Here is a 21,622-nt window from a genome sequence, read left to right as displayed (position 1 = left end):
CCCTCAGGCGGCAGCCAGCCCGGGTGAAGATAGGTAGGCCCGACCGGTCGCGGTAGCTCCGCGGGCGGTCGGGCCGGTTTTGCCTCTTGACAATGTTCAGCTCATATTAAAAAAAGCGCGCACGAAGGGACACCGCACCCGAGGTGGTGCGCCCCTTCGTACGCGCTGCGTACTCTGACGTGAAGGATACCCCGCCGAAGCCGGCCCGTCAATGTGCTGTGGTCGCGCCGTCAACAAAGCGGAGGGGGGCGTGGCGATGGGCCCGCGAGCGCCGGGCACTGTTGTGAAACGCCCTGTGCAGAACCTGCGCACGACCCGTGGATGTTCCATGTTATCGCCTATTGAATCGGTGGGTTTTTATCACGGGTAGGGGATGCTGTATTCGGGGCTTCCCCGGAGCCTACAGACCGCTTGCTCGCTTTTGCCGCGCGTTCCCAAAGAACTGCCGCATGAGGGCTTGAGAGTCAATAATAATTTATTACGAACCGCGGGACGTCGGATGCGGCGCCCGCGGTTTTGTGAGAAGGACGCTTGGTGCAGAAAGGATCGGAGCTGACATGACAAAGCGTAAGCGCATGCACAACCAGCGGACGGCCAAGGCGGTCGAGCGCAAGGCGCTTGCCCTGGATGCTCCGAGCATACCGGTGCCGCTCATGAGCGATGAGCAGCGCCTGCGCATCGAGCGCCGCAGCGTGCTCGACCGCATCACCTCCAACGGCACCATCTCCGCCTGCGTGATGATCCTCGCCGCCGTCGCCGCGGTGATCTGCGCGAACACCGATGCGTACTATGCGCTGCACGAGTGGTTCGCCCTGCCGGTGTCGATCGGCATCGCCGGGTGGGAGTTCTCGTTCAGCTTCGAGCTGTTCGTCAACGACTTCCTCATGGCGATCTTCTTTTTGCTCGTCGGCACCGAGCTCAAATACGAGATGACCGTCGGAGAGCTCAGGCGCCCGCGCCAGGCCATGCTGCCGATGCTCGCGGCGGTGGGCGGCGTGATCGCGCCCGCCTGCATCTACACGTTCGTGAACCGCGGGGGAGCGGTCTACGGCTGGGCCATCCCCATGGCGACCGATATCGCCTTCGCGCTCGGCGTGCTCTCGCTTCTGGGCAACCGCGTGCCCCCGGCCATCAAGGTGTTCTTCTCGACGCTCGCCATCGCCGACGACCTGCTGGCCATCGTGGCCATCGCCCTGTTCTACGGCCATGCCCCGAGCATGATGTGGCTCGGTGCCGCCGCGGTGGTGACCGCGCTGTTGGTCGTCCTCAACATCCGCAGGCACTTCCGCCTGGCACCGTATCTGGCCCTCGGTCTCGTGCTGTGGTTCTGCCTGTACCAGTCCGGCGTCCACGCGACGCTCGCCGGCGTGATCCTGGCCTTCACCATCCCGGCGCGCTCTGACATCGATGCGGGCGGCCTGGTGGAATGGGTGCGCGCGAAGCTCCCCGAGCTCGACGACCGTTTTGACGACGAGGCGCACATCCTCGGCCAGCACGACTTCACGCACGCGGTCAACGGCGTCGAGCGCGTGATGCATCGCGTGACGCCGCCGCTGCAGCGTCTTGAGCACGCCATCTCCACGCCGGTGAACTTCATCATCCTGCCGATTTTCGCATTCGTGAACGCGCAGGTCAGGTTGGTTGGTGTCGATCCCGCGACGTTTCTGTTCGATCCCGTCGCGCTCGGCGTGTACTTCGGCATGCTGCTGGGCAAGCCGATCGGCATCGCGGGCATGACCGCGCTGCTCGTCAAGACGCACCTCGCCGAGCTGCCCCGCGGCGTGCGCTGGCCGCACATCATCGGCGTGGGCATCCTGGGCGGTATCGGCTTCACCATGTCGATCCTCATCGCCGGCCTCGCGTTCACGGAGATCCCGGCGGAGCTTCTGGCCTCCAAGACCGCCATCCTTGCCGGCTCGGTGTCGGCGGCGGTGCTCGGCCTCATCTACATGCACTTCGCCTGCCGCGAGCGCCGCTCGTAGCGCAATCGGGCGCCGCCTCGCAGAGCTCGCGGCGCCCGCACAGCTCGAACCTGTGGATTTGTACCGTATGGACGCCTTTATACGGTACAAATCCATGGGTTCGAGTTTTCCAGTCGGTTTCAAGCCGGTCACAAGGGGCTGTCGTTCTCGTTGACGATGTCGATTTCGCTGGGCGCACGGGGCACCATACGATAGACTTCCCGCGCGAGCACGGCAGCGTGCAGGTCCGTTTCACCCCTAGGGTGAAAAACTGGAGGTTGCCGGCGGCAAGGCGACTGCGTAACGTAGGGCAAAACGGTGAGGAGCGTATGATGGCGGACAGTAATCGCAGCTACAGCATCGTGCGCATTCTTGAACGCAACGATGATTGGACCACAGCATCAGCTTTGGCGGCGGAACTCGGGTGCTCGGCCCGCACCATCAAAAACGATATCTCGACGCTGAACAAGCGAGCCGCGGGCGTGGTGCTCTCGGGTCCTAAGGGCTATCGTCTGGGCGATGCCGCGCAGGCGGCCGAGCTCACGGCGCGCCGCGATGCCGGCGTTCCCCAGAACATGGACGAGCGCAAGAAGCACATCCTGTTCGAGCTGCTCATGAGGCGCCGCCATGTGAGCTGCGCTGAGCTCGCCGAGGAGCTCTGCGTATCGCTCGCCACCCTCGACAACGAGCTCGTCGCCGTCAAGCGCGAGCTGACGGGCTTCGGCCTGCGCCTGCGCTCATCGGGCGGCGAGCTGTTCATCGAGGGCGATGAGCGCAGCGAGAAGAAGCTCGTCAACCGGCTGATCTTCGACGAGACGAAGGATTTCTTCAGCCAGCTCGACCTCGTGAACGGCTATTTCCCCGACCTCGACCTCAAGGAGCTGCAGGAGAAGATCGAGGCGGCGCTCAAGAGCCACGGCTGCTTCGTGAACGACTACGCGCTGTCGAACCTCATCCTGCACATCGCCATCTCGGTCGAGCGTGCCTCCAACGGTTTCTCGACGCCCTACCCGGCGCTTTCGGTGTCGGATTCCGGCAGCGACGAGGGCGTCCGCGAAGAGGTCCATACGCTCGCCGAGGATATCCGCCACATCATCGAGGATGCCTACGATATCGAGATGTCGCAATCCGACTGCGAATCGCTCCACCTGCTGCTCTCGGCGAACCTGATCCGCTCCGACCATCTCGAGCTCGGCGGCGAGGATCACGATACGGCGCAGCGCCTGTTCGACATCATCCGCGAGCGCGTTGCCGACGACTTCTGCCTCGACTTCTCCAACAAGGAGTTCGAGCTGCGCTTCACGCTGCACCTCACGAACATGGTCGCGCGCATGCGCCTCGGCGTGCCGCTGCGCAACCCCCAGCTCGCCTCGATCAAGAACGGCTACCCCTTCATCTACGACGTGGCGGTGTCCATCGCCAACACGGTGTGGAGCGAGACGGGCCTTGCGGTGGATGAGGACGAGATCGCCTATATCGCGCTGCATGTCGGCTGCCTGGTCGAGGAGCAGCGCTCGCAGAGCGACAAGCTCCATGCGGTGCTGGTGAGCCCCCGGCGCACCTCGGTCGACGCGGGGCAGATCAAGCGGTTCTCCGAGCGCCTGGGCAGCGACGTCGTCATCGACGGCGTGGTGCCGCGCCTGGGTGCGATCGGTACCCTCGAGGACATCGACCTCGTGATCAGCGATATCACGCTGACCGATTTCAACGATGCCCCCGTGGTCACCATCTCGCCGTTCTTCAACGATCGCGACGTGGAGGACGTGGCCCGCCGCGCGCGGAGCATCAGGCGCGCCCGCGCCCGCGCCGAGATCGAGAAGAGCCTCCAGTCCTTCTTCAGCCGGGAGTTCTTCCTCACCGACCAGCCGTATGCCGACCGCGACGACGCCCTGTCGCACCTGGGCAACCTGCTGATCGAGAGCGGATGCGCCTACGACAACTTCACGGCCTGCCTGCTCGAGCGCGAAGAGGTGAGCTCGAGCGCCTATCAGGACATCGCGCTGCCGCACCCGCTCGACATGGACGCCAAGCGCACGGCCGTCGCCGTGTCGCTGCATCCGCGCGGCCTGCGCTGGGGCGATACAACCGTCTACGCGGTGTTCGCGCTGGCTATCCGCCGCGAGGAGCGCGCCCTGTTCCGCGAGATCTTCGACTTCATCGCCCGCGTGCTCACGCAGCCGGGCGCCATACGCCAGATCGCCCGCGCCCGCACCTTCGACGAGTTCGTGGGCATGCTGCTGGAGTACGCGTAAAGGCTTCGCGCCGGATAGGCCGCCCACTCCGAGCGCGAATCAAACCCTTCAACGAAATCGACCCCGCGTCGCATGTGTGACGCGGGGTCGTATTGGAAGGGGAGGAGCTGGGTTGAGGTGCCGCCCTATGCCCGGTAGGGATGGTCGCGCATGCGCTCCATGGCCTCGACCACGAGGGCGCGCGGCGTGCCGAGGTTCAGGCGCACGTAGTTGGCGCCGTCGCCCACGTAGTAGGTGCCGTCGCCCACGACGACGCCCGCCTCGCGCGCCATGTGGCAGGTGAGCTCGGTCGCCGTGGCGCCGGTGCCGGAGATGTCCACCCACGGCAGGTAGGACGCCTGCATGGGCATGAGCTTCCAGCCGTCCATCTCGCGATCGATGAAATCGGCCAGGTAGCGGTAGCTTTCGGCCAGGTAGGCGGTGATGGCATCGAGCCATTCGTCGCACTCGGTGTAGGCGGCGATGATGGCGGCGCAGCCGAAGGTGTTGGGCGAGGTGATGGAGTTCATCTCGAGGCGATGGCGGAAGCGGGAGCGGACGTTGGCGTCCGGGATGATCGAGTAGCTCGTCTTGAGGCCGCCCAGGTTGAAGCCCTTGTTGGGCGAGGTGAGCACGATCAGGTTGTCGTAGTAGCGCTCGGGCAGCTGCAGGGCGGAGTGGAACTCGCCGGAGATGATGTGCTCGCAGTGGACCTCGTCGACCACGAACAGGCAGCCGTAGCGGCGGCAGATGTCGGCGACGCGCTCGATCTCCTCGAGCGACCAGATGCGGCCCGACGGGTTATGCGGCGAGCAGAACAGGTGCACGCGCGGGCGGTAGCGCTCCATCTGCTCCTCGAACAGATCGTAATCGATCTGGTAGACGCCATCGCGCACGACGAGCGGGCAGGAGATGGTACGGAAGCCGTTGTTGTGAGCCGCGTAGCCGAAGGGGTCGTAGACCGGCGTGAACAGGATGACGCAGTCGTTGGGCTGGCAGAACGCCTGGTAGAGGTAGTGCATCGTGGGCACCGTGCCGTAGGCGAGCGTGATCCAGTCGCGCTTGACCTCGTTGTTGTGGCGACGGCGCTGCCACGACATCACGGCGTCGTAGAAGCCGTCGTGCGCGTAGCCGTAGCCGTAGGCGCCGTTTTCCGCCACGCGGGCGAGCGCCTCGCGGATGGCGGGTGCGGCGGGGAAGTCCATATCGGCGATCCACATGGGGATGAAGCCCTCCGGCGTGCCGGGGTACTTCTGCTCCATGATCTTCGGATCCCACTTGCGGGCGTGGTCGAGGCTGCGGTCGGCCATGCAGTCAAAGTCGAAGGGTTCGGTCATGACCTGTCCTTCCTGACGGTCGGCGGGCGTGTGCGGGAAAGCCGTCGCGCCCTCGTTTTCGGTGCACGTTCATCCTAACAAGCGGGAACCTTCAGAAAGACCGCAGGTCATCACGGCCCTTGCACCGCTGCGGTGCAAGGGCGGATACAGCCAAAGAACACCGCGCCCACTACACTCGCAACCGTAGATGCAACGATCCGGCCATCTGCCCGCCAGGCGGGCCGGCCGGGCAGCAAGTGTGGGAGGTACGATGAACGTCGACCTGATTCGCCAGCTTTCCAACGCTGATGCGGTCGCGTGCCGCGAGGGCGAGGTGCGCGCCATCATGCGCGCCGAGCTCGAGGACACCTACAGCCACATCGAGTACGACAAGCTCGGCAGCATCATGTTCAAGAGCGAGGGCACCGAGGAGAACCCGGTCAAGATCCTGTTCACCGGGCACATGGACGAGGCGGGCTTCATGGTCCGCTACATCTCCGATATCGGCATGGTCCACGTGATCGGCGTGGGCGGCCCGCGCAAGAACAGCGTCGAGAGCCAGATCGTGCGTATCAAGACCCGCTCCGGCAAGAAGGTGAGCGGCATCCTGTTCGCCAAGTGCGACGCCGACGGCACCCCGACCGACATGTACATCGACTTCGGCTGCGAGACCGCCGAGGAGGTGGCCGAGCTGGGCATCCAGATCGGCGACTGGGGCACGTTTGCCGCCGAGTTCGAGCAGCAGCCCGTCGAGGACATCCTGATCGGCAAGGCGTTCGACGACCGTGCCGGCGTGTACGTGGTGGTCGAGGCCGCCCGTCGCCTCGCCGAGACCGGGCACGCCGCCGAGATCTGGTTTGCCGGCTCCTCGTCCGAGGAAGTCGGCTGCCGCGGCGCCCAGACCGCTGCCGCCCATGTCGATGCCGACATCGTGATCCCCATCGACATCGCCAACGCTCCCGAGTTCACCCGCAACTGGGAGAACCAGCGCAAGTGCGGTCACGGTCCCATGATCGTGCACTACGACCGCATGCACGTCCCCAACGAGAAGATGCTCCACTTCGTGCTGGATACGGCCGAGAAGAACAACATCCCCTTCCAGCGCGACATCTTCAAGGGCGGCGGCACCGATGCCGGCACGGCCCATCTGGTGGGCGACGGCAAGCTGGCGACCGTCATCGGCGTGCCGGTGCGCTACTGCCACGGCTCGTGGTCGGTCATGCGCGGCAGCGACCTCGACGCCGCCGTCGATCTGGTGTGCGCCCTGGCCACCTCGATCGACCGCGCGACCTACGAGGAGCTCAAGAGCTTCGACTAGGGTCTGCGCCCGAAACGTGGATACATGCGCCCGCCGGGTGCGGGCGCCGGAATCGAAAGGAACGACAGGTGGAAATCAACGAGCAGCAGATCATGGAGATCATCGGTGCCGCCGGCACCAGCAAGGCCCTCGCGTTCTCCGCGCTCGCCAAGGTGCGCGAGCACGACTACGAGGGCGCGCGCCAGGCGCTGAAGGAGGCCAAGGAGGCCGATCTCGCCGCGCACAACGCCCAGACGCAGGTCATCTCCCAGGCTCTCGCCGGTGGTGCCGACGCCGCGACGGCGGACCTGCTGATGGTCCACGCCCAGGACCACTACATGACCTCTCAGCTCGCGCGCGACCTCATCGAGGAGCTCGTGAAGATCTTCGAGGCCCGCGACGCCGAGTAGGCGCATCGGCGGGTGCGCCGGGGCATCGGCCGCCCGCTATCGCATAAGGGCACCGCGAGGAGGACGCGGTGCAAAACGCCTGATAGGAAAGGAACCGACATGGCAAAGATGGATATCGTCCTGTGCTGCGCCGGTGGTTTCTCGACCACCATGCTCATGGAGCGCATCAAGCAGACCATCCACAACTCCGAGAAGCTCAACGACGACGACTTCACGCTGAAGGCCATCGCCGCCGACCTGCTCGACCAGGAGGTCGACCACATGGACGCCCTCATCATGGGCCCGCAGGTCGCCCACAAGCTCGAGAGCATCAAGCCGCTCATCGAGCCGCGCCACATCCCCTACATCATCGTCGACCAGGAGACCTACGGCAAGATGGACGGCGCCACCGTCCTCAAGCAGCTGCTCATCGCCAAGGCCAAGGCCGATCGCGCCCGCGCTGCCGAGAAGGCCGGCGCCTAAGCGCCCGCACCTCGTTCGCGCGTACGACCTAGCTTCTATATAAGGGAGGTACCCCATGGCGGATGCTACTGCCAGCCCCGCACCCAAGAAGAGCATGTTCGATAAGTTCGAGAACCTGCTCAACACCTACCTCGGCCCCATCGCCGAGAAGATGGACAAGCAGCGCCACCTGAGCGCCGTCAAGAAGGCCATGGTCGCCATGACGCCGCTGCTGCTCATCGGCTCCTTCTGCCTTATCCCCTCGGCCATCCCCAACATGATCGGCGAGGATAACCCGCTGTCCCAGTGGATTCTGGCCAACACGAGCTACTTCGATTTGGCCAACACCGTGTCCATGGGCATGATGGCCCTGTTCGTGGCCGCCATCACGGCGTTCCACCTGGGCAAGTCCTACGACCTGGACATCCCCGGCTCCGTGACCATGGCGCTCGTGGCCTACCTGCTGCTCGGAATGGAGATGGATGAGGCCGGCGGCATCTCGCTGACCTACCTCGGCTCCAAGGGCCTGTTCGTCGCCATGTTCGCCGCGCTTCTGGCCGTCGAGGTCTACCGCTGGTGCAAGGCGCGCCACTTCACGATCAAGATGCCCGATACCGTGCCCGACTTCATCTCCAGCTCCTTCGAGATCATCCCGGTCACGATCATCAACATCGCCGTGTTCCTGATCATCCGCATCGTGTGCCAGGGCGTCTTCGGCGTCATGCCCGGTGCCATCTTCACGAACCTGCTGGCTCCGCTCGTGGGTTCCATGGACAGCCCGGTTGCGGTTACCTTCTACCACATGCTGCGCTGTTTCATCTTCTTCTTCGGTATCCACCCCTCCGTCCTGTCGCCGATCGTCCAGCCCATCGCCACCCAGTTCCTGGCCGAGAACATCGCTGCGGTCCAGGCCGGCGGTGTTGCGACCCACATCTTCACCCCTGGCCCGATGTCCGCGTTCGGCGGCTTCACCGGCCTGGGCGTGACCATGGGCGTCGTCATCTGGTTCATGCTCTCCAAGTCCAAGGCTCAGCGTGAGATCGGCAAGATCGCCTTCATCCCGTCGCTGTTCGGCGTCAACGAGCCCATCCTGTTCGGTGCCCCCATCGTGCTGAACCCGATCTTCTTCGTCCCGTTCGTCATCTTCGGCGGCATCATCTCCTCCGTGCCCTTCTGGTTCGAGGCTTGGGGCTGGGTGCCCTGCTCGACCTTCACCCCGCCGTACGTGGGCGTGTTCCTCGAGGGCTTCCTGACCAACATGAGCTGGACCTCCGTCGTGGCCAACCTGGTGCAGCTCGTGCTCGCGCTCATCGTGTACTACCCGTTCTGCAAGGTCGCCGAGAAGCGCGCCCTGGCCGAGGAGGCTCGTATCGCCGCGGCCAAGGAGGAGAAGGAGGAGTCCTTCTCCGCTGAGGACGAGGCCATTCTGGACGAGCTCGACCTCGACTTCTAAGGTTCGTCTCCCCATTCCCCGCGGCAGCCGCTTCTTGCGGCTGCCGCTCCCATCCCTTCCCGTAAGAAAGGTGTCGCTATGAACGCCCATGTCGATAACGTCCGCGCGTTTCTGGACGAGCGCGGTCTGGACGCGATGCTCATCAAGTCCAAGACCATGAAGAAGTACCTGGGTACCCTGACGGGAAGCGGATGCAACGTGCTCATCACGCGCGAGCGCGGCTACCTCATCATGGACGGCAGGTACGTCAACGAGGCCGCCGAGCGCGAGCACGACCTTGAGTTCCGCGTGCACGAGCAGGGCGCAAGCTATATGGACGAGCTGCGTGCCGCGCTTGCCGACGAGGGTTGCCGCACGCTCGGCATCGAGTCGGCCTGCGTGCTCGTGCCCGAGTACCGCCGCCTGGAGGAGCTCGGCTTCGAGCTCGTGCTTCTGGGCGACGAGTGCGCCCGCATGCGCATCGTCAAGGACGAAGCCGAGATCGCCGCGGTCCAGCGTGCGGTCGATCTGGCCGACGACATCTACGCGAAGGTCGTCGACCGCCTGCATGTGGGCATGACCGAGCACGAGATCGGCGCCCTCGTGCAGTACTACGCCTTTGCCGCCGGCGCCGAGGCCATGTCGTTCGACACGATCGTGGCCACCGGCCCGCGTGCCGCCATGCCGCACGGGCGTCCCACGGGCCGCACCGTGGGTGCCCACGAGCCGATCCTCATCGACTTCGGCGTGCAGCTCGACGGCTATCAGTCCGATATGACCCGCACCTGCTTCATCGGCGAGCCGACCGAGCAGATGCGCGAGATCTACCAGGTGGTGCTTGCAGCCCAACTCGCCGGCATCGAGGCCATCCGTGCAGGGGTCGTTGCCCGCGATGTCGATGCTGCCGCCCGCAAGGTCATCACCGACGCCGGCTACGGCGAGTACTTCACCCATGGCCTCGGCCACGGCATCGGCCTGGGCGGCGATCTGCCGCTGCTGCGCGCCTCCGGCGACATCGTGCTCGCCGAGAACATGATCATGTCGTGCGAGCCGGGCGTCTACGTGCCCGAGGTCGGCGGCGTGCGCATCGAGGACGACGTCGTCGTGCGCAACGGCGTGGGCGTGCCCATGAACGCCACGCCCAAGGACCTGCTCGTGCTGGACGTGAGGTAGGGCATGGGCAAGCGGTCTTCCAAGGCGAAGGGCGGCGAGAAGCGCGTCGTGCCGATGCCGAATGCGCCCGTCGCGTCGCGCCTGTACGCCTACGTGATCGATTGGGCCCTGGGCGGCATCGTGTCGGGCTTTCCCGCGGTGGTCGCCTATGCGCTGCTCACCCGTCGTACCGACATGTTCTCCGACCTCTACACCTTCGAGGCCCTGGGCTTCCCCTGGGCTGTGGGTATCGGCGTGGGCTGCCTGTGCGTCGTGGCGGCGTGGTTCTACTTCATCTTCATCCCTTGGAAGATCTGGCCCGGGCAGACGCCCGGCAAGCGCATCTCCCGTCTGCGGATCGCCCGCGACGACGTCGCCGCGAGCCCGGTTTCGCTGCCCCAGCTGATCGTGCGCCAGGCGCTCGTGGGCTTTCTGCTCGAGGGCTCCGGCTTCGTGGTGGCGCGCTACATCCGTGAGATGGCCGTGCTCATCACGCGCGTCGACGTCAACTACTACTGGGAGATCGCGGGCATCGTCATCACGCTGATCTCTGCGGTGATGGCCCTGGCGCTGCCGGCGCGCCGCGCGCTGCACGACTACCTGTCCCGCACGCGGGTCGTTCCCGCCGAAGGCCATCCCCTCTACGAGGAGGCCGTGCGATAGGGCGGCTATGTCCTCGCATCGTTTGAATCTTTATGCGCTCGGTGGGCGATCTTCGCATCCGGGCGACCTTGAGAAAGGACGGACATCATGTACGTCAAGTCTGTAACGGTGGTCAACCCGACCGGTCTGCACGCCCGCCCCGCCGCGATGCTCGCGACCGAGGCCGCCAAGTTCGACATCGACGTCGAGCTGCGCAACGCCACGAAGGATGGCGAGTTCAAGAGTGCTCGCTCTATGCTCGGCATCATGATGGCGGGCGCCGGCGCGGGCGACACCGTCGAGTTCCGCGCTGATGGCGAGGGTGAGGTCGAGGCCGTCGACGCCCTCGTGGCCCTCGTCGAGTCCGGTTGCGGCGAGTAGCTCGACAGCCGACAGCTCTGCAGCTCTCTCCCTTCGATGGGCCCCTCGGGCAGCGTTGCCCGAGGGGCCCATATTGCGTTTCCGCCCATGCCGCCGATGCCCTGAGAGATTGTGTCCGTGGGTTTGGCCCACTGAGCAACGTCTCAGCGGACCAAACCCACGGACACGATTGCCGGGTGGGGAAGGAGCGGCTGCGTCTGCCTGCTCTTACGAGGATGCGCGACGGCGGGAAAGCTGGTCGCGGATTTCCTCCACCTGCTCGATGGCCGCTGCCACCCGCTCCCGGGCGCTATCGATTTGGGTCTGCACGTAGAGATCGACAAAGGGGTTGTCCAAAAACAGGTCGATCGCCGAGACGAACCCATCGGTCTCGATGTGGACGCCATCGGCGCCCTCAACGTCGTGAAGCTCGCGTACGAACACGGCGAGGGCGCTTCGGGCGGCATCGAGCTCTCTTTGGGCATCCTTCATCTTGCTGCGCTTGACGGCCGATGCCAGAAAACCGCCTGCAACGATATCGAACAGCCCCCAGTTTCCCGCTGAGCGAAGCTGGCCCTGAGCGGCGTACAGGTGCTCCAGCGCGTCATCGGCTGCCTGTAACGCCTCGGCGAGTTCCTGTTCCTGACGTTTCATGATGCCTCCCATTCGACGCAGGCGCTCCGAAAGCCTGCATCGCCTTGCAGGTCACGACCGAAACCATGGGTTTGTACCGTATGAAGCCCTCTATACGGTACAAACCCATGGTTTCGAGCTCGGGCGCCCTTTCAGCTCGGGCGCCCTTTCAGCTCGGGCGCCCTTCCGTCACTCCACCGTGCCGTAGGCGCTGCCCCAGCCGTGGGCGGCGAGCGCGGAGTTCAGCTGGTCGCACAGGCGCTGGCGGTCGTAGGTGCCCGGGGGCAGCAGGGTCACGATCTCCATGAGGTCGGGTGAGAGGTCCAGGATCTCGGCTTGAACCACGAGGTCGAGTCGGTCGATGGTCTCGCGGCCGATGAACATGCCGTCCACCAGGCGCTGAAGGTCGCCGAACTCCTCTGCCTGAAACGATCCGAGCCTCATGGGTCCTCCCTCAATCGTGCGTGTGCCGACTAATGTACCACGGCGGCGCGGCGAGCCCATGTGCGGCGCCCTTGCGGCGGATGCATGAAGATATGTTTACAGGCGGTCACGCGGATGGATAAACTCGTGCAACTTTCTGCCGCGCGCGTATACTAGTGCGAGCTGTGTGAACGCGACCTGCGAGGTTGAGCACCTGCGGAAACCACGCTCGGTCACACGAAAAGGAAGAGGGCCCGTCATGCAAACAATCTACGAGAAGATGGAGACGCCCGAGCTCGACGCCGCGATCGCCGAGCTGCGCGCCCAGGTCGATGAGGTCAAGGCCAAGGGCCTGGCGCTCGATATGGCACGCGGCAAGCCGTCGCCCGCCCAGGTGGACATCTCCCGTCCCATGCTCGACATTCTGAGCAGCGATGCCGACCTGTTCGACGAGGGCGTCGACTGCTCCAACTACGGCTGCTTCGAGGGCATCCCCTCGGCGCGCCGCCTGGCCGGCGAGTTCCTCGGCCTGCCTGCCGATCAGACCATCGTGCTCGGCTCCTCGAGCCTGAACATCATGCAGTCCGTGCTCATCCACTATTGGGAGAAGGGCGTGCCCGGCTACACGCCGTGGAGCAAGCTCGAGCACGTGAAGTTCCTGTGCCCCGCGCCCGGCTACGATCGTCACTTCGGCATCACGCAGGACCTGGGTATCGAGAACGTGCCGGTGCGCATGACCGAGACCGGCCCCGATATGGACGAGGTCGAGCGCCTCTGCGCCGCCGACGACTCCATCAAGGGCATGTTCTGCGTTCCCAAGTATTCCAACCCCACGGGCATCACCTACTCCGACGAGACGGTCCGCCGTCTGGCCACCATGAAGGCCGCTCCGGACTTCCGCATCGTGTGGGATAACGCCTACGCGGTCCACGACTTCACCGACACGCCCGATACGCTCGCGAACATCTTCGACATCGCGCGCGAGGCGGGTGCCGAGGACCGCATCCTCGCCGTGGCCTCGACCTCCAAGATCACCTTCCCCGGCGCGGGCATCGCCTTCTTCGGCTCCTCGCCGGCAAACGTCGTCGAGGTCGCCAACACGCTCAAGGTCGGTCTGATCTCGGCCAACAAGCTCAACCAGCTCATGCACACGCGCTTCCTGCCGACGCTCGATGCCGTGCGCGAGCACATGCGCAAGCACGCCGAGTTCCTGCGCCCGCGCTTCGCCTGCGTGGAGGAGAAGCTGACCGAGGGCCTTTCCGGCACCGGCTGCGGCACCTGGTCGCATCCGCACGGCGGCTACTTCGTGTCGTTCGACGGTCCCGAGGGCTCGGCCAAGCGCGTGGGCGCCCTGTGCGCGGAGATGGGCGTCAAGCTCACCCCGTCCGGCGCCACCTGGCCCGGCGGCAACGACCCGCACGACACCAATATCCGCATCGCGCCGACCTATCCCAGCGTGGAGGAGCTCTCCGCTGCGCTCGACGTGCTCGTGCTCGCCGTCAAGCTCGTGTCGGCTGAGCTCGCCCGCGAGGCGCGCGCCTAGATGCTCGACCAGCACGGCACGCGCGTCCGCTCGATCTTCTCGGGCATCGCGCGCCGCTACGACCTGTTCAACGCGCTGTCCAGCTTCGGTATCTACCGGAGCTGGCTGGCGCGTACCGCGCGGGCGGCTGCCTGCACCCGCGACGACCGGGTGCTCGACGTCGCGGGCGGCACGGGCGATGTGACCTTCGAGCTGTGCCGCCGCTGCCCGCCCGCATCCGTCGAGCTCACCGATTTCACGCCCGAGATGCTCGAGGTCGCCGAGGAGCGCATCGAGGGCGGCGCCGCTCGCGGCGTGCCGGTGGGCTTGCGTGAGGTCGATGCCCATGCGCTGCCCTACGACGACGGGTCGTTTACCGTCGTGACCTGCGCATACGGCCTCAGGAACTTCTCGGAGCGCACGCGCGCGATGCGCGAGGCGGCCCGCGTGCTCGCGTCCGGCGGCCGCTACGTGGTGCTCGAGTTCGGCACGCCGCCCAACGCGCTGTGGCGCGCGCTGTACGGCTGGTACCTCACGCATATGATTCCGCTTATCGGCGGCCTGCTGTGCGGCGACCGCTCGGGTTTCGAGTACCTGCGCGATTCCATCAAGGGTTTCCCCGTTCAGGACGTCATAGCCCGCGAGCTGCGCGAAGCCGGGTTTACGACGGTGTCGTACCGCAATTGCACCGGAGGCATCGCCGCCGTCTACACCGCCGTCAAGTGATGTGAAATTAGGACCGTGTCCCGCGCGTGCGGGGCGGCCGCTACAATAGACAAACACCCAGTGACCGGATAGGGAGATAGCGGAGCCATGGCTGACGAGTTCTTTGATGACGAGCAGGAGCTTATGGAGGCGGCGGGAAGCGCCCCGTCGACCGCCCGGACCGACTCGCCTCAGCGCGGGCCGGCGGCTGAGCAGCCTGCCGCACCCGCTGCCGGCCGCGAGGCGCCTCCGTTTTGGATGGTGGTCGCCATCGCGCTTATCGCGCTCGTGCTCGGTGTCGTGATCGGCTACCTGATCGGCACCTCGACCGCATACAGCGCGCTCGAGGCAGCTCAGAGCGCGGAGATGACCGACACCGCTTCCGATACGGATAGCTCCACGTCGATGCTGCCCGAGGGACATCCCGAGCTGAGTATCGACGAGGACGGCACGGCCACGGTGGTCGAGGGCGACGGTACGGACGCCTAGTCACGCCAAGCTGCGAATAAGGAGGTCGATATGGCCTTTTCTGCCCAACAGACCAAGCGGATGCAGGTGGTGATCGTCGCCGCGATCGCCATCGTGGTCGCGGCTATCGCCTTCGTGGTGCTCTCGGGTGCCTTCGCCCCGCGCCCCGCGAGCGATGCCGATGCCGCGCAGACGTCCACCTCATCGGACGCGACGGCCTCGGGTGCGTCCGATGAGCACGACATGAGCCACGTCGATGCCAACTACACCTCGACGATCGAGCAGCTGCAGGCTCAGTACGATGCGGACCCGACGAACCCCTCGACGCTGCTTCAGCTGGCCAACGGCTACTTCGACTGGGGCGCCGCCGCGCAGCAGGTCGCTGCGACCGACGAGGACGGCAAGCATGTGGTCGACCTGTTCAACCAGGCGATCGCGCGCTACGATGACTACCTCGAGGACAACCCGGGTTCGAAGTCCGTCGAGGTCGATCGGGCCATCTGCATCTTCTATACCGGGGATGTCGACCGCGCGATCTCGACGCTCGAGGAGTTCGTCGCCCAGGACGACACGTTCGGCCCCGCATGGGCGAACCTCGGCATGTTCTACGAGTCCGAGGAACGCATCGACGACGCGCGGGCTGCCTACGAGCACGCCATCGAGACCGATCCCGATGACGCCTACGGCGTGCTCACCTACGCCCAGCAGCGCCTAGACGCCCTGAACGGCGCCTAGGAAGACAAGACCGCGCGGCGTGCGGCGCCGCGCAACGCAACCGATAGAGGAGCGATTCATATGGATCTCGGCATCACCACCACCCCCACGCCCGAGCGCTACCTGGTGTCCGTGGCGGGCGAGGTGGACATCTCGAACGTGGCCGCCCTGCGCGACCACATCGACCTTGCCCTCGAGCAGCCCACCGCCAAGCTCACCCTGGACTTCGCCAACGTGTCCTACATCGACTCGACGGGTATCGGCGTGCTCGTGGGCGCCGCCCACCATGCCGCCGAGCACGAGAAGGGCTTCGAGGTCATCAACGCCCAGCCCAATGTCATGCGCGTGGCGCAGCTGCTCGGTGTCGATCGCGAGATCGGCATCACGGGGGCGTAAGGCCGCCGCTGCGAGCTGCCGCGCCGGAGCGATTCGGCACGGCCTGTAGCTTGGGTTTGCATGCGGGCGCGTGCGCATTTCGCGCATGCGCCCTGTTTGCTGCTCAGGCGCGGTATACTGCTACAGTTGCCTAATCACTGTTCGTCCTGCGTCCGCTCGGGCGCATCGATTGAATCACGGGAGGTTCGCTCGTGCCAAGTATCGGCGGAACAGAGCTGGTGATCATCCTGGTGTTCGCCTTCCTGCTCTTTGGACCCGATAAGCTTCCGCAGATGGGCCGCACCATCGGCCGTGCGCTTCGCCAGTTCCGCGAGACGCAGCAGAAGCTGACGGATGTCGTGCAGACCGAGGTCGTCGATCCCATGGCGGCCGCCGCTTCGGCCCCGAAGCCCAAGAAGGCCGCGGCGGCGTCGGATGCGGCCGCTGCAGTCGATGACGACGACGCGGATGTCGAGTCCGCGTCTGCGCCCACGCAGCGCCGCAAGGAGACCTTCGCCGAGCGCCGCGCGCGCCTTGCCGCCGAGAAGGCGGAGCGCGAGGCCGCTGAGCAGGCCGCCGAGGACGCTCCGACCGCTGAGGCCGGGGACGTCGAGGCCGCTTCTGCCCCCGCGCAGGCTGAGGCCGCTTCTGCTCAGGAGGCCCCTGCGGCCGCTGCTGAGGTCGTGTCCGCGCCCGCAGCTCCTGAGGCCCCTGCCGAGGAGGAGCCCGAGGTGCGCACCACCGAGGACCTCTACGCGCGCCGTCCGCGCAAGCATCGCCGCGCCGCCGCCTCCGAGGACGCTGCCGAATCCGATGCCGCCGCGCCCGCTGCGGAAGGGGGTGAGCAGTAATGCCCATCGGACCCGCACGCATGCCGCTGCTCGACCACCTGGGTGAGCTGCGTCGCCGCCTGACCATCATCGTCGTCTCGGTGATCATCGCCACCGTGGTCATGTACTTCGCCACGCCGGTGCTCGTCGATATCCTGAAGGACCCCATCTTGCCCTCGCTGCCCGAGGGCGTCGAGCCGGTCATCACCTCGTCGCTCGGCGGCTTCGCTATCAAGTTCGGCTTGGCGCTCAAGGTGGCGGCCGTCATGTGCACGCCCATGATCGTCTGGCAGATCCTGGCGTTCTTCCTGCCGGCGCTCAAGCCCAACGAGCGCAAGTGGGTCGTCCCCACGGTGCTCGCCGCCACGCTGCTGTTCTTCGTGGGCGCGGTGTTCTGCTATTTCATCATCGTTCCCGCGGGCTTCGAGTGGCTCATCGGCGAGACCATGAGCATCGCGACGGTCCTGCCGAACCTCGAGGACTACATCAACATCGAGATCCTCCTCATGATCGGTTTCGGTGTTGCCTTCGAGCTGCCGCTCATCGTGTTCTACCTCGCGGTGTTCCACATTGTGCCGTACGTGAAGTTCCGCGCTGCCTGGCGCTACATCTACGTGGCGATGCTCGTGGTCTCCGCGTCCATCACGCCCGACGCGAGCCCCGTGACCCTGCTGTTCATGTACGCGGCCATGCTCTCGCTCTACGAGATCTCGCTCGCTGTGACTCGCTTCGTGATCGTGGCGCGCGAGGGCAAGAAGGGCCTCACCCAGGGCCGCGTCTTCTTCTCGGATGACGAGGACGATGAGTAGCGAATGCACGAGCTGGGACTGGTTTCCGGAATCCTAGATGTTGCAGTCAAGACGGCGCGCGAGGCGGGTGCTTCGCGCGTCGTTTCCGTTTCGCTGCGCATCGGCGACATGGCCGAGGTGAACGAAGAGTCGATGGACTTTGCGTGGGATATCCTGCGTGAAGACGATCCACTGACCGCCGAGGCGACCATGCAGGTCGAGTACGTGCGGCCGAGAAGCGTGTGCGTGCAGTGCGGCAACGAGTTCGAGCACGACCGCTTCCACCTGCGATGTCCCGCTTGCGGCAGCGGCCAGACGATGCTGCTTGCCGGCCGTGAGATGGACATCGTTTCGATGGAGATCGAGGACGACACCTGAGCGACAAGATGGTGCCAGGTACGAACTTGTCGCTCCTGGTGGGGATGACGAAGATAGCTGAGCCAAGGAGGAACCATGGCAGAGAAGACCGTCGAGATCGGCAGCTCGATCCTTTCGCGCAACGAGCGCCTGGCAAACGAGCTGCGTGAGCGCTTCGAGCGCACGGGCACCTACGTGATCAACGTGCTCTCGAGCCCGGGTTCGGGCAAGAGCTCGACCATCCTCGCCACCAACGAGCTGCTGCGTGAGCGCTATGGCTTGCGCTGCGCCGTCATCGAGGGCGACATCGCGAGCGACGTCGATGCCGTCAAGATGAAGGAGGCAGGCATGCCGGCCATCCAGATCAACACGGGCGGCCTGTGCCATCTCGAGGGCAATATGATCGGCCAGGCCATCGACGCGCTCGACGCCGGCGTGGGGCTCGAGAACATCGACGTCATCTTCATCGAGAACGTGGGCAACCTCGTGTGCCCCGTCGATTTCGATCTGGGCGAGAACCTCGCCGTCATGATCTTGTCCGTCCCGGAGGGCGACGACAAGCCCATCAAGTATCCGGGCATCTTCCAGCACGCCGGCGCGCTGCTGCTCAACAAGATCGACGTGGCCTCGGCCTTCGACTTCGATATGGACGGCTACAACCGCACGCTCGACGATCTGAACCCCGCAGCGCCGCGCTTCTCCATCAGCGCGACCCGCGGCACCGGTATGGACGAGTGGGTCACCTGGCTCGCCGCTCAGATGGGAAAATAGGAGAGGGCTTCTTTTCCACATTGCGAATAATTCGCGCTCGCGGCTCACTTGTGGTACGTTGCGGTACACGACTTTGCCGTCCGTGCACGCCGCGCGGACGCACATATATAAGTAAGGAGCCGCTTTGAAGCTCGTCATCACCGAGAAAAACGATGCAGCCCAGCAGATCGCGCGCCTGTTGTGCAGCGTCGGGAAACCCAAGGCCGACAAGGTCTACAACACGCCGGTCTACCGCTTTACCGTGGACGGCGAGGAGTGGGTCACCATCGGTCTGCGCGGCCACATCCTGGCGCCCGACTTTCCCACCGAGCTCAAGTTCGACAAGAAGCTCGGCTGGTACGCCATCAGCCAGGAGGGCGAGATGCTTCCCGCCGACGTGCCCGACGGCCTGGCGCGCCCGCCGTACGAGTCCAAGCGCAAGCCATTTCTGAAGGACGGCATCGACATCAAGGGCTGGAAGGTTCCGAGCCTGCCGTACCTCGTGTGGGCGCCTATCGAGAAGCTGCCTGCTGAGAAGGAGATCATCCGCGCACTCAAGAACCTCGCCAAGAAGGCCGATTCCGTCGTGATCGGCACCGACTTCGACCGTGAGGGCGAGCTGATCGGCTCGGACGCGCTGGCCATGGTGCGCGACGTCGCGCCCGATGTTCCCGTGTCCCGCGCGCGCTACTCCGCCTTCACCAAGGCTGAGATCGACCACGCCTTCAACAACCTCGTGGAGCTCGACCAGAACCTGGCCGATGCCGGCGAGTCCCGCCAGTATATCGACCTCATCTGGGGTGCGGCCCTGACGCGCTACCTCACCATGGCCAAGTTCGGAGGCTTCGGCAACGTGCGCTCCGCCGGCCGTGTGCAGACCCCGACCTTGGCCCTCGTGGTCGAGCGCGAGCGTGAGCGCCTGGCCTTCGTTCCCGAGGACTACTGGATCATCTCCGGCGAGGCCCGCCCGGCCGGCGCCGGCGACGAGGAGGCCTTCAAGATCTCCCATGCCCAGGGGCGCTTTACCGACCAGGCTGCAGCAGCCGCGGCGTTTTCGCACGTGGAGAACGCGACGACCGGCACAGTCACCGATGTCGTGAAGAAGAGCCGCATCCAGCGCCCGCCCGCGCCGTTCAACACCACCTCGCTGCAGGCGGCGGCCGCGGCGGAGGGCATCAGCCCGGCGCGTACCATGCGCATCGCCGAGTCGCTCTACATGGACGGTCTCATCTCGTACCCGCGCGTCGACAACACGGTGTACCCGCGTTCGCTCGACCTGCGCGCCACCGTGAAGGCCATCTCGGCTGTTCCCCAGTACGCGCCTACCTGCCGCGAGCTGCTGTCGCGCGAGAAGCTCACCGCCACGCGCGGCAAGACCGAGACGACCGACCATCCGCCCATCTATCCCACCGCGCCGGCCGACCCGACCAAGCTCGAGCCCGCCCAGTGGAAGCTCTACAACCTCATCGCGCGCCGCTTCTTGGCGACGCTGTCCGACCCCGCCGTCATCGAGGGTACGAAGATCGAGATCGACGTCGCGGGCGAGCCGTTCCAGGCATCCGGCGACGTGCTGAAGGTGCCGGGCTTCCGCGCCGTGTACCCCTTCGGTCTCAAGAAGGACGAGCAGCTGCCCGCGCTGGAGACCGGCGACACCGTCGACGTGCGCGACATGCAGCTCGAGGCCAAGCAGACCGAGCCGCCTGCGCGCTATTCCCAGGGCAAGCTCGTCCAGGAGATGGAAAAGCGGGGGCTCGGCACCAAGTCCACGCGCGCGAGCATCATCGAGCGCCTGTACGCGGTGAAGTACTTCAAGGGCACGCCGAGCGGCCCCATCGAGCCGAGCCAGCTGGGCATGGCGATCATCGACGCCCTGCACGAGTTCGCGCCGCGCATCACCACGCCGGATATGACCAGTGAGCTCGAAGAGGACATGACGCACGTGGCCGAGGGTGCCGACACGCAGGAGCAGGTGGTCTACCATTCGCGTGCGCTGCTCGCCGGCATGCTCGACGCCCTGATCGAGCACAAGGACGATCTGGGCGAGGCCATCTCGGACGCCGTGACGGCCGATGCCAAGGTCGGCACCTGCCCCAAGTGCGGCAAGGACCTTGTCATGAAGACGAGCGCCAAGACCCGCGGCAGCTTCATCGGCTGCATGGGCTGGCCCGATTGCGACGTGACCTACCCGGTGCCGTCCGGCGTGCGCGTGAGCCCGCTCGAGGGCGAGGCCGCCGTGTGCCCCGAGTGCGGCGCCCCGCGCATCAAGTGCCAGCCCTTCCGCCAGAAGGCCTACGAGATCTGCGTGAACCCCAAGTGCCCGACGAACTACGAGCCCGACCTCAAGGTGGGGGAGTGCAAGGTCTGCGCCGAGGCTGGCCGCCACGGCGACCTCATCGCGCACAAGTCGGAGCGAAGCGGCAAGCGCTTCATCCGCTGCACCAACTACGACGACTGCGGCGTGTCCTATCCCTTGCCCGGCCGCGGCAAGCTCGAGGCGACGGGTGAGACCTGCGAGCACTGCGGAGCGCCGATCGTGGTGGTCCACACCGCGCGCGGCCCGTGGCGCATCTGCGTGAACATGGATTGCCCCAGCAAGGAGAAGAAGGCGGCATCAGGTCGCGGCCGTAAGGGCTCCGCAGCAGCCAAGAAGTCGACCGCGAAGAAGACGACGTCCAAGAAGACTGCAACCAAGAAGACGGCAACCAAGAAGACGGCTGCCAAGAAGACTGCCGTCAAGAAGAAGACCTCCGAGTAGGGGCTATATTCACCTGAGTTTGGACGGGCTGTGAGGACAGGGTTCCCGCAGCCCGTCATT

22 protein-coding genes are annotated in these 21,622 nt (G+C 65.5%); 19 read left to right on the top strand and 3 right to left on the bottom strand.

Annotated features, from left to right (window positions below):
• The first annotated feature begins 557 nt into the window (after positions 1–557).
• The gene (gene nhaA / locus H6A16_RS07755) at positions 558–1,982 is read left to right on the top strand and encodes a Na+/H+ antiporter NhaA (RefSeq protein ID WP_428830079.1); all 1,425 of its coding nucleotides are present in this window, start codon (positions 558–560) and stop codon (positions 1,980–1,982) included.
• 308 nt (positions 1,983–2,290) lie between these two features.
• Complete coding sequence (locus H6A16_RS07750) at positions 2,291–4,213, top strand: BglG family transcription antiterminator (RefSeq protein ID WP_204617845.1); 1,923 nt, start codon at positions 2,291–2,293, stop codon at positions 4,211–4,213.
• Positions 4,214–4,338: 125 nt separating this feature from the next.
• Here H6A16_RS07750 and H6A16_RS07745 read toward each other — a convergent pair whose 3' ends face one another.
• Positions 4,339–5,529 (bottom strand): MalY/PatB family protein, encoded by a 1,191-nt coding sequence (locus H6A16_RS07745; RefSeq protein ID WP_204617843.1) that lies wholly within the window; start codon positions 5,527–5,529, stop codon positions 4,339–4,341.
• A 250-nt stretch (positions 5,530–5,779) separates the two neighbouring features.
• Here H6A16_RS07745 and H6A16_RS07740 point away from each other — a divergent pair, with 250 nt between their 5' ends.
• The 7 genes from H6A16_RS07740 to H6A16_RS07710 all read left to right on the top strand — a co-directional run bounded on the left by H6A16_RS07740 (position 5,780) and on the right by H6A16_RS07710 (position 11,263).
• A complete protein-coding gene (locus H6A16_RS07740; RefSeq protein WP_204617841.1) occupies positions 5,780–6,826 on the top strand; it encodes a M20/M25/M40 family metallo-hydrolase in 1,047 nt (348 codons plus the stop codon).
• A 68-nt stretch (positions 6,827–6,894) separates the two neighbouring features.
• A complete protein-coding gene (locus H6A16_RS07735; RefSeq protein WP_342589735.1) occupies positions 6,895–7,215 on the top strand; it encodes a PTS lactose/cellobiose transporter subunit IIA in 321 nt (106 codons plus the stop codon).
• A 99-nt stretch (positions 7,216–7,314) separates the two neighbouring features.
• Positions 7,315–7,677 (top strand): PTS sugar transporter subunit IIB, encoded by a 363-nt coding sequence (locus H6A16_RS07730; protein WP_204617839.1) that lies wholly within the window; start codon positions 7,315–7,317, stop codon positions 7,675–7,677.
• A 55-nt stretch (positions 7,678–7,732) separates the two neighbouring features.
• Entirely contained in the window at positions 7,733–9,109 is a 1,377-nt protein-coding gene (locus H6A16_RS07725) for a PTS sugar transporter subunit IIC (RefSeq protein ID WP_239458278.1), read from the top strand.
• A gap of 78 nt (positions 9,110–9,187) precedes the next feature.
• Positions 9,188–10,261: a M24 family metallopeptidase gene (locus H6A16_RS07720; protein ID WP_204617837.1), complete on the top strand. Its 1,074-nt coding sequence runs from the start codon at positions 9,188–9,190 to the stop codon at positions 10,259–10,261.
• A 3-nt stretch (positions 10,262–10,264) separates the two neighbouring features.
• On the top strand, positions 10,265–10,903 hold the full coding sequence (locus H6A16_RS07715) for an RDD family protein (RefSeq protein ID WP_204617835.1): 639 nt from the start codon (positions 10,265–10,267) through the stop codon (positions 10,901–10,903).
• Positions 10,904–10,990: 87 nt separating this feature from the next.
• Positions 10,991–11,263 carry an HPr family phosphocarrier protein gene (locus tag H6A16_RS07710; protein WP_204617833.1) on the top strand — a complete coding sequence of 91 codons (273 nt, stop codon included), beginning with the start codon at positions 10,991–10,993 and terminating at the stop codon, positions 11,261–11,263.
• A gap of 207 nt (positions 11,264–11,470) precedes the next feature.
• Here the strand turns inward: H6A16_RS07710 and H6A16_RS07705 are convergent, their stop codons facing one another.
• Both H6A16_RS07705 and H6A16_RS07700 read right to left on the bottom strand, forming a co-directional pair.
• The gene (locus tag H6A16_RS07705; RefSeq protein ID WP_204617831.1) at positions 11,471–11,896 is read right to left on the bottom strand and encodes a hypothetical protein; all 426 of its coding nucleotides are present in this window, start codon (positions 11,894–11,896) and stop codon (positions 11,471–11,473) included.
• Between the two features lie 168 nt (positions 11,897–12,064).
• Complete coding sequence (locus H6A16_RS07700; protein ID WP_204617829.1) at positions 12,065–12,319, bottom strand: hypothetical protein; 255 nt, start codon at positions 12,317–12,319, stop codon at positions 12,065–12,067.
• A 238-nt stretch (positions 12,320–12,557) separates the two neighbouring features.
• Between H6A16_RS07700 and H6A16_RS07695 the strand changes: the two genes are divergently transcribed.
• From H6A16_RS07695 to H6A16_RS07650, 10 genes are all read left to right on the top strand, one after another.
• Positions 12,558–13,841 carry an aminotransferase class I/II-fold pyridoxal phosphate-dependent enzyme gene (locus H6A16_RS07695; RefSeq protein WP_204617827.1) on the top strand — a complete coding sequence of 428 codons (1,284 nt, stop codon included), beginning with the start codon at positions 12,558–12,560 and terminating at the stop codon, positions 13,839–13,841.
• Complete coding sequence (locus H6A16_RS07690) at positions 13,842–14,546, top strand: ubiquinone/menaquinone biosynthesis methyltransferase (protein ID WP_204617825.1); 705 nt, start codon at positions 13,842–13,844, stop codon at positions 14,544–14,546.
• 87 nt (positions 14,547–14,633) lie between these two features.
• Positions 14,634–15,014 carry a hypothetical protein gene (locus tag H6A16_RS07685; RefSeq protein WP_204617823.1) on the top strand — a complete coding sequence of 127 codons (381 nt, stop codon included), beginning with the start codon at positions 14,634–14,636 and terminating at the stop codon, positions 15,012–15,014.
• A gap of 30 nt (positions 15,015–15,044) precedes the next feature.
• Positions 15,045–15,728, top strand: a complete 684-nt coding sequence (locus tag H6A16_RS07680) for a tetratricopeptide repeat protein (RefSeq protein WP_204617821.1) — start codon at positions 15,045–15,047, stop codon at positions 15,726–15,728.
• A 60-nt stretch (positions 15,729–15,788) separates the two neighbouring features.
• Positions 15,789–16,103 (top strand): STAS domain-containing protein, encoded by a 315-nt coding sequence (locus H6A16_RS07675; RefSeq protein ID WP_204617819.1) that lies wholly within the window; start codon positions 15,789–15,791, stop codon positions 16,101–16,103.
• Between the two features lie 191 nt (positions 16,104–16,294).
• The gene (locus H6A16_RS07670; protein ID WP_204617817.1) at positions 16,295–16,933 is read left to right on the top strand and encodes a twin-arginine translocase TatA/TatE family subunit; all 639 of its coding nucleotides are present in this window, start codon (positions 16,295–16,297) and stop codon (positions 16,931–16,933) included.
• Entirely contained in the window at positions 16,933–17,721 is a 789-nt protein-coding gene (gene tatC, locus H6A16_RS07665) for a twin-arginine translocase subunit TatC (protein WP_204617815.1), read from the top strand. The genes H6A16_RS07670 and tatC overlap by 1 nt, the downstream gene beginning before the upstream one ends.
• 3 nt (positions 17,722–17,724) lie before the next feature.
• Complete coding sequence (locus H6A16_RS07660) at positions 17,725–18,078, top strand: hydrogenase maturation nickel metallochaperone HypA (protein ID WP_204617813.1); 354 nt, start codon at positions 17,725–17,727, stop codon at positions 18,076–18,078.
• A gap of 75 nt (positions 18,079–18,153) precedes the next feature.
• Positions 18,154–18,828: a hydrogenase nickel incorporation protein HypB gene (gene hypB, locus H6A16_RS07655; protein WP_204617811.1), complete on the top strand. Its 675-nt coding sequence runs from the start codon at positions 18,154–18,156 to the stop codon at positions 18,826–18,828.
• A 124-nt stretch (positions 18,829–18,952) separates the two neighbouring features.
• Positions 18,953–21,562, top strand: a complete 2,610-nt coding sequence (locus tag H6A16_RS07650) for a DNA topoisomerase I (protein ID WP_204617808.1) — start codon at positions 18,953–18,955, stop codon at positions 21,560–21,562.
• Positions 21,563–21,622 lie beyond the last annotated feature (60 nt).

Origin of the sequence: Collinsella tanakaei (genome assembly GCF_016900375.1) — a bacterium.
Taxonomy (GTDB): Bacteria; Actinomycetota; Coriobacteriia; order Coriobacteriales; family Coriobacteriaceae; genus Collinsella.
This window is presented reverse-complemented; position numbering and strand designations above follow the sequence as displayed.

Coding starts and splice junctions, on each gene's coding strand:
- H6A16_RS07675 (WP_204617819.1), top strand. CDS start 15,789: ATGGATCTCGGCATCACCACCACCCCCACGCCCGAGCGCTACCTGGTG.
- H6A16_RS07750 (WP_204617845.1), top strand. CDS start 2,291: ATGATGGCGGACAGTAATCGCAGCTACAGCATCGTGCGCATTCTTGAA.
- H6A16_RS07695 (WP_204617827.1), top strand. CDS start 12,558: ATGCAAACAATCTACGAGAAGATGGAGACGCCCGAGCTCGACGCCGCG.
- H6A16_RS07685 (WP_204617823.1), top strand. CDS start 14,634: ATGGCTGACGAGTTCTTTGATGACGAGCAGGAGCTTATGGAGGCGGCG.
- nhaA (WP_428830079.1), top strand. CDS start 558: ATGACAAAGCGTAAGCGCATGCACAACCAGCGGACGGCCAAGGCGGTC.
- H6A16_RS07705 (WP_204617831.1), bottom strand. CDS start 11,896: ATGAAACGTCAGGAACAGGAACTCGCCGAGGCGTTACAGGCAGCCGAT.
- H6A16_RS07725 (WP_239458278.1), top strand. CDS start 7,733: ATGGCGGATGCTACTGCCAGCCCCGCACCCAAGAAGAGCATGTTCGAT.
- H6A16_RS07680 (WP_204617821.1), top strand. CDS start 15,045: ATGGCCTTTTCTGCCCAACAGACCAAGCGGATGCAGGTGGTGATCGTC.
- H6A16_RS07710 (WP_204617833.1), top strand. CDS start 10,991: ATGTACGTCAAGTCTGTAACGGTGGTCAACCCGACCGGTCTGCACGCC.
- H6A16_RS07715 (WP_204617835.1), top strand. CDS start 10,265: ATGGGCAAGCGGTCTTCCAAGGCGAAGGGCGGCGAGAAGCGCGTCGTG.
- H6A16_RS07660 (WP_204617813.1), top strand. CDS start 17,725: ATGCACGAGCTGGGACTGGTTTCCGGAATCCTAGATGTTGCAGTCAAG.
- H6A16_RS07720 (WP_204617837.1), top strand. CDS start 9,188: ATGAACGCCCATGTCGATAACGTCCGCGCGTTTCTGGACGAGCGCGGT.
- H6A16_RS07690 (WP_204617825.1), top strand. CDS start 13,842: ATGCTCGACCAGCACGGCACGCGCGTCCGCTCGATCTTCTCGGGCATC.
- H6A16_RS07700 (WP_204617829.1), bottom strand. CDS start 12,319: ATGAGGCTCGGATCGTTTCAGGCAGAGGAGTTCGGCGACCTTCAGCGC.
- tatC (WP_204617815.1), top strand. CDS start 16,933: ATGCCCATCGGACCCGCACGCATGCCGCTGCTCGACCACCTGGGTGAG.
- H6A16_RS07745 (WP_204617843.1), bottom strand. CDS start 5,529: ATGACCGAACCCTTCGACTTTGACTGCATGGCCGACCGCAGCCTCGAC.
- hypB (WP_204617811.1), top strand. CDS start 18,154: ATGGCAGAGAAGACCGTCGAGATCGGCAGCTCGATCCTTTCGCGCAAC.
- H6A16_RS07740 (WP_204617841.1), top strand. CDS start 5,780: ATGAACGTCGACCTGATTCGCCAGCTTTCCAACGCTGATGCGGTCGCG.
- H6A16_RS07730 (WP_204617839.1), top strand. CDS start 7,315: ATGGCAAAGATGGATATCGTCCTGTGCTGCGCCGGTGGTTTCTCGACC.